The sequence below is a fragment of the Calidithermus terrae genome, assembly GCF_003574345.1.
In the GTDB taxonomy this organism is placed as follows: Bacteria; Deinococcota; Deinococci; order Deinococcales; family Thermaceae; genus Calidithermus; species Calidithermus chliarophilus.
Window position 1 is genome coordinate 1 of sequence record NZ_QXDL01000213.1, and the last position, 6,619, is coordinate 6,619.

Genomic DNA, 6,619 nt, shown 5'->3' on the forward strand with positions numbered 1-6,619 from the left:
ACCCCGTCCCTTCCCCCCGGCCCCCCTTGCTAAGGGGGGTGACAAGGCGCCCCGCGTCTTGCGTTTGGCGTACGGCGTACGACGTAGGACGTACGTTAGACTGTGGCCCGGAGGACAAAGATGCTCGTAACCGGAATGGAGATCCTGAGCAAAGCCCGCAAAGAGGGCTACGGGGTAGGGGCCTTCAACATCAACAACATGGAGTTCGTGCAGGCGGTGCTCGAGGCGGCCGAGGAGGCCCGCAGCCCGGTGCTGCTCGCCCTCTCCGAAGGCGCCATGAAGTACGGCGGCAAAGCCCTGGTGACCATGGCCCGCGAGCTCGGCCGCGACGCGCGGGTGCCGGTGTGCATCCACCTCGACCACGGCTCCTCCTACGAGTCCTGCCTCAAGGCCATCCAGATGGGCTTCACCAGCGTGATGATCGACAAGTCCCACGAGGACACCGAGACCAACATCCGCGAGACCAAGCGCGTGGTGGAGGCCGCCCACGCCCTGGGCGTGACCGTCGAGGCCGAGATCGGCCGGTTGGGCGGGGTCGAGGAGCACGTGGTGGTGAGCGCCGAGGACGCCTTCCTCACCAACCCCGACGAGGCCAAGATGTTCATGGAGGCCACCGGCGCCGACTACCTGGCCGTCGCCATCGGCACCTCGCACGGGGCCTACAAGGGCAAAGGCCGCCCCTTCATCGACCACGAGCGCATCAAGGCCATCGCCGCCGCCATTCCTAACCCGCTGGTGATGCACGGGGCCAGCAGCGTGCCCCAGGAGCTCGTCGAGCGCTTCCGCGCCGCCGGGGGCGAGATCGGCGACGCCGCGGGCATCCACCCCGAGGACATCCAGAAGGGCATCCAGGCCGGCATCGCCAAGATCAACACCGACACCGACCTGCGCCTGGGCTTCGTCGCGGTGATGCGGGCGGTGCTGGGCAGCACCCCCAAGGAGTTCGACCCCCGCAAGATCTTAGGCCCGGCCCGCGAGGAGATGAAGAAGATCGTCAAGGCCCGCATGGAGCTGTTCGGCTCGGCGGGGAAGGCGTAGAGGGTCGGTAGTCGAACGCCCAACGCCGATAGCCGATAGCCAAACGCAAAACGCTAAACGCATGACGTAGGGGCGGGCCCCGTGCCCGCCCTTGCTCTTTCTAGCCACGAGCCTCCGGCCCTAGCCCACCGTGCCCCGTCCTCGGTCGAGCAGGTAGAACACCCCGCCCGCCAAGAGCCCCAGCAGTACGGCGAGGGCCAAAGCTTCGGCGAAGGGGGTGGCGCCGGGTCGGCCCAGGCGCTCGTAGATGGCGAGGGAGAGGGTAGTCCACTCGGGGCGGCGCAGGACCAGCGTGGCCCCGAACTCCCCGACCACGGCGGCTAGGGTCAGGGCCGCCCCTGAGCGCAGGGCGGGCTGCAGCAGGGGCCATTCCACGCGCCACAGCCGGCGCCAGGGGCCGGCGCCCAGGGTGCGGGCGGCCTCGAGCACGCTGTGCGGCATGGCCCGCAGCGCCGGGAGCAGCGCCCGGCTCAGCAGGGGGTAGCTCAGCAGCGCGTAGGCCGCGATCAGCAGCCCCAGCGAGCCGCTGAGCCGCGGGTAGGCCAGCAGGTAGCCCAGCCCCACCAGCACCGGCGAGACCAGCAGGGGCAGCATCCCGCCCAGGTCGAGCCAGCGGGTGCCCCAGCCCTGCCGCTCGCCCCGCCACACCGCGTAGGCGTAGAGGAAGCCGGTGGGGAAGGCCAGCATCAGGGTCAGCCCGGCGAAGCGCAGGGTGTTCCAGAGGGCCTCACCGGCCGGGGTGAAGTCGTCGCTGTGCCACACCGAGGCGAAAGCGCCGGGACTTTGCAGCGCTTGCAGCAGCAGGGCCAGCAGCGGGGCGTAGAGCAGGGTGAACCCCAGCCACAACGCCAGCGCGAGCGCCCAGGCCTTCGCGCGTGGGAGGGGCCGGGGGCCCGCCCCGGCCTGCAACGACAGGGCCAGCCGGGCCTGCGCCCACAGGTAGAGCAGCGTGACCCCCGCGCTCACCGCGAGCTGGGCCAGCGCGAGCGCGGTGGCTTCGGGGAAGGCCAGGCGGTAGCTGAGCAGGGTGTAGATCTCGACCTCGAGCGTCGCGTAGCGGGTCCCGCCCAGCACCAGCGGCAGCCCGAAGCTGCTGAAGGTGTAGAGGAAGGTCAGGCCGCCCCCGGCCAGCAGCCCCGGGGCCAGCAGCGGGACGCCCACCCGCAGGTAGGCCCGCCAGGGCGAAGCGCCCAGGGTGCGGGCGGCGGCCAGCGGGGTCTCGAGGCTCGGCAGCAGCACCACCAGCAGGCGCAGCACCAGGCCCAGGTTGTAGAACACCGCCGCCCACAGCAAGATCCAGGGCGTCCCCTGCAGGTTGAGCCCCAGCAGGCCGCGCGGGCCCGCCAGCGCCAGAAAGCCCAGCGCCACCACCAGCGTGGGCAGCACGAAGGGCACCGTCGAGAGCGAGAGCAGGGCCTCCCGCCCCGGGAAGCGGTAGCGGAAGGCGTAGGCCAGCGGCAGGGCCAGCAGCACGGTCAGCAGGCTCGAGGCCAGCCCGTACCCCAGGCTCCACCCCAGCCGCCCCCAGTAATAGGGGTTGCGCAGGGCCTCGCCTAAGCCCTCCCCCAGGCCCAGCACCAGCACCCGGAACATGGGGTAGCCCAGCGCCAGCGCCAGGAAAAGCAGCACCGGCAGGGCCAGCAGGGGGCTCAGGCGCACGGGGTGACCCCGATCGGCATTACTTGCGCGCCCGCTTGACCGCCTCCGGCGACTGCCCCTGCACCACCACCTTGGTCCACTCGCTCACCCAGCGCTCGCGGTTCCTGGCGATGCTCTGGGGCTCGAGCGCGGAGGGGGCCTTGGGCACCTCGGCCCAGCGGAACACCTCGGGCAGCTTGGCGTCCTTGCGGGTGGGGTAGACCCACATCTCGGTGGGGATGCTCTCCTGCACCGCCTTGGAGAGCAGCCAGTCCACGAACTTGCGCGCGGCGGCGGGCTGCTTGGTGCCCTTGAGGATGCCCACGAACTCCACCTGCAAGAAGGAACTGCCCGGCAGCAGCAGGTTGCCCGTGGGGGGCTCGTCGAGCTTCTTCTCCGAGTAGAACAGCTCGGCCGCCGGGCTCGTCGCGTAGCTCACCACCAGCGGGCGGTCGCCGCCCGACTTGGAGAAGGCGGTGTAGTAGGCCTCGCTCCAGCCCTTCTCCACCCGCACCCCGCCCTCGCGCAGCCTGGCCCAGAACTCGAGGTAGCCGTCCTCCCCGAAGGCCTTGACCGTCGAGAGCAGAAAGGCCAGGCCGGGGGAGGAGGTGGCGGGGTTGGAGACGACGAGCAGCCGGGCGAACTCGGGCTTGGCGAGGTCGGCGAAGCTCTGGGGCAGGGGCTTGTCCTTGAAGTAGGCCTTGTCGTAGTTGAGCGCCACGTAGCCGAAGTCCACGGGCAGGGCGCGGTAGGTCTTGTCGAGCACGAACTCCGGGCGCAGCGCCGAGAGGGCGGGCGAGGCGTAGGGCTGGAGGATGCCGGCCTGCAGGGCCTGGGAGAGCTGGGAGTTGTCGAAGCCGTAGATCACGTCGGCGACGGGCGCCCCCTTGCTGAGGATGGCCTTGTTCAGCATCTCCCCGGCGTCGCCCGCCTTGAGCAAGCGCAGCTTGACGCCGCTTTTCTGCTCGAACTCGGCCACGAGCTTCTTGTCGAGGTTGAAGCTCTCGTGGCTCAGGACGGTGAGCGGTTGGGCCTGGGCCAGCCCCAGGAGGGCCAGCGCCGCCAGAAGAACCTTCTTGAGCATAAAAAAATCCCCCTTGTCACCGGAGGGGGTTCAAGGCGCGGTGGCCTTGCTTCGTTCCCGTCACGCTCCCTACGCCGGTCCTAACCGGGTCAGGTTCCAAGGGTATTTCTCAGCTTGGCTCATCGCCAAGCACCCCCGATGACCCCATGAATATACACCCGGGGGGCGGGGCCGGCCGCAAACGCTCCTACAATTGCGCCGGGACCGTTCGGGCGGCCCGCACCCAGAACTGGGGGAAGCGGGCCTGGAGCTGCCGGGCGTAGAACCGCGCCTCCTGGGCGTCGTGGGCCAGGCCGAAGACGCTCGAGCCCGAGCCCGACATCAGCACCCCGCGCAGCCCCACGGCCTGCAGGTAGAGCTTGAGCTCGGCCACCTGGGGCTCGAGCCGGAAGACCGGGGCCTCGAGGCTGTTCCAGTAGGGCGGGGTTTGCCCCGAGCGCAGGGCCTCGAGGACGCCCGCGACGTCGAGCTCCGGCCCCCACTCCTCGGGCCGCAGGGCCTTGTAGGCCGAGGCCGCCGGGACCGCGATCCCCGGGTTGACCAGCACCAGGTGGGCCTCCACGCCCTCCACACGCCGCAGCCGTTCCCCGACCCCCCGCCCCTCGGCCATCCCGCCCCGCAGGAAGAAGGGCACGTCGGCCCCCAGCCTCCGGGCGATGGCGGGCAGGTCGAGCGGGGCGGGGTAGAGGACGGAGAGCGCCCGCAGCACCGCCGCCGCGTCGGAGGAGCCCCCGCCCAGCCCGGCGGCCAGCGGCAGCCTTTTCTCCAGCCGCACCCACACCCCGCCGGGCCAGCCCGCGGCCTCGAGGTAGGCCTGCGCCGCCTTATAGACGAGGTTGTCCGGCCCCGCGGAGAGCTCCGCGCCCGTCACCTCGAGCGCGATCCCTGATGGGCGGGGCTCCACGGCGATCCGGTCGCCCAGGTCCAGCGCGGCGAAGAGGGTGTGCAGCTCGTGGTAGCCGTCCTCGAGCCTGCCCAGCACCGACAGGCCCAGGTTCACCTTGGCGGGGGCTAGCAGTTCCACGCGCGGGCCAGCCCTTCGGCGAGGTCGAGGTCTTCGGGGTAGGTCAGCTTGAACATCCGGCGGTCGCCCTCCACCAGCGCGACCGGGTGCCCCAGGGCCAGCACCATCTGGGCGTCGTCGCTGAAGTCTCGGCCCTCGCGGAGGGCCTCGAGGTGGGCCTCCATCAGCAGCTCGCGCCGGAAGCCCTGCGGGGTCTGCACCAGGCGGTGGCGCTCGCGCGGGATCACCGCGCCGTAGGCCCCGTCCCGGTCCTCCACCAGGGTGTCGGGCACGGGGACGGCCAGGGTCGCCGCCCCCGTCTCGGCGACGGCCTTGAGCAGGCGCTCCAGCGCCGCCCGCACCACGAAGGGCCGGGCCACGTCGTGCACCAGCACCACGTCGGCCGTCGCGGCCTGGAGCAGCCTCCACACGCTCTGCTGCCGGGTTTTACCCCCCTCGAGGAAGCGCACGCCGGGGCGCGGGGGCAGGGCATGGCCCGGGGGCAGGGCCACGAGCACCTCGTCGGCCCAGGCGAAGGCCTCGAGCGCGTACTCGAGCAGGGCCTTGCCGCCGACCTCGACGAAAGCCTTGGGGCCCCGCCCCAGGCGCTCGCCCGAACCGGCGGCGGGAAGCAGCACGCTCACCGACATCAGCCCAAAGGCTACCAGAAAAGCCGCGGCGTTGGCCCCTCTCACAGCCCTCGCGTGTTAGGCTCATGGGCGTGACTGTTTTGGAAGCCATCCTGCTGGGCGTGCTCGAGGGCCTCACCGAGTTCTTGCCGATCTCCTCCACCGGCCACCTCACCCTGGCCTCGCACCTGCTGGGCATCCCCATCGAGACCGACAACTTCGCCAAAAGCTTCCTCATCGTGATCCAGCTCGGCGCCATCCTGGCGGTGCTGGCGCTCTACCTCCCGCGCTTCCTGCGCGACCTCGAGGTCTGGAAGCGCATCGCCGTGGCCTTCATCCCCACCGGCGTCATCGGCTTCGGGCTCTACCGCCTCATCAAGGACCGGATCCTCGGCAACGACCTGATCGTGGTGAGCGCCCTGATCGGGGTGGGGGTGCTGCTGCTCTTCGTGGACCGCTGGCTGCAGGGCCACAAGAAGTACGACGACATCAACGAGATGCCCCTGGCCCAGGCCGCCCTCATCGGCGTGTTCCAGGGCCTCGCCGCCCTCTTCCCCGGCACCTCGCGCAGCGCCGCCACCATCGTCGGCGGCATGCTCAGCGGCCTCTCGCGCCGCGCCGCCGCCGAGTTCTCCTTCATCCTGGCCGTGCCCACCATGCTCGCCGCCTCCGGCTACGACCTGCTGCAAAGCGCCGACACCTTCCCCACCGAGGGCTTCGGCCTGATGCTCGCCGGCTTCGTCGCCGCCTTCGTCACCGCCCTGCTCACCGTGCGCTGGCTGCTGGCCTTCGTCAGCCGCAACACCTTCGTACCCTTCGCCATCTACCGCATCGTGCTGGGGGGCGTTTACGCGGCGTTTTTCCTGCGGTGAGGGGTCGGTAGCTGATAGCCGGGTGCGGGTCGTGCGGCGTACGTCGTACGTCGTACGTCGTACGCCAAACGCAAGACGCAAGACGCCCTTACTTTTCCCCCCTTAGCAAGGGGGGCTAGGGGGGATACCCCCTCCCCGCGTGCGGGGAGGGTTGGGGAGGGGTTCCCACGAGCCACTAGTTCGTTGCTGATGGCTGACGGCTGACGGCTGATAGCCGATAGCCGGCGGCTTACCGCTTCCTGCTCCCCTCACTCCTTCCACCGCGGTGCCCTGGGATACTCCAGCCCGAGCAAATCCAGGATTCGCTGGGTCATGAAGGCCAGAAGGTCTTCGATGGACTGGGGCTTGGTGTAGA

6 protein-coding genes and 1 riboswitch are annotated in these 6,619 nt (G+C 70.4%); of the genes, 2 read left to right on the top strand and 4 right to left on the bottom strand.

Going from position 1 to position 6,619, the window contains the following annotated elements; translation table 11 throughout:
- Positions 1-120: 120 nt before the first annotated feature.
- Entirely contained in the window at positions 121-1,038 is a 918-nt protein-coding gene (gene fba / locus Mterra_RS17585) for a class II fructose-1,6-bisphosphate aldolase (RefSeq protein WP_119316340.1), read from the top strand.
- A 120-nt stretch (positions 1,039-1,158) separates the two neighbouring features.
- Here fba and Mterra_RS17590 read toward each other — a convergent pair whose 3' ends face one another.
- The 4 genes from Mterra_RS17590 to ispD form a co-directional block, all read right to left on the bottom strand.
- The gene (locus Mterra_RS17590) at positions 1,159-2,631 is read right to left on the bottom strand and encodes an ABC transporter permease (RefSeq protein ID WP_245971682.1); all 1,473 of its coding nucleotides are present in this window, start codon (positions 2,629-2,631) and stop codon (positions 1,159-1,161) included.
- Positions 2,632-2,716: 85 nt separating this feature from the next.
- A complete protein-coding gene (locus Mterra_RS17595; RefSeq protein ID WP_119316342.1) occupies positions 2,717-3,760 on the bottom strand; it encodes a thiamine ABC transporter substrate-binding protein in 1,044 nt (347 codons plus the stop codon).
- 48 nt (positions 3,761-3,808) lie between these two features.
- Positions 3,809-3,907, bottom strand: a riboswitch (TPP riboswitch).
- Between the two features lie 40 nt (positions 3,908-3,947).
- Entirely contained in the window at positions 3,948-4,784 is an 837-nt protein-coding gene (locus Mterra_RS17600; RefSeq protein WP_119316343.1) for a 4-(cytidine 5'-diphospho)-2-C-methyl-D-erythritol kinase, read from the bottom strand.
- Positions 4,772-5,413 carry a 2-C-methyl-D-erythritol 4-phosphate cytidylyltransferase gene (gene ispD / locus Mterra_RS17605; RefSeq protein WP_119316344.1) on the bottom strand — a complete coding sequence of 214 codons (642 nt, stop codon included), beginning with the start codon at positions 5,411-5,413 and terminating at the stop codon, positions 4,772-4,774. The genes Mterra_RS17600 and ispD overlap by 13 nt, the downstream gene beginning before the upstream one ends.
- A 71-nt stretch (positions 5,414-5,484) precedes the next feature.
- Here ispD and Mterra_RS17610 point away from each other — a divergent pair, with 71 nt between their 5' ends.
- Complete coding sequence (locus Mterra_RS17610) at positions 5,485-6,264, top strand: undecaprenyl-diphosphate phosphatase (RefSeq protein ID WP_119316345.1); 780 nt, start codon at positions 5,485-5,487, stop codon at positions 6,262-6,264.
- The last annotated feature ends 355 nt before the right edge of the window (positions 6,265-6,619 follow it).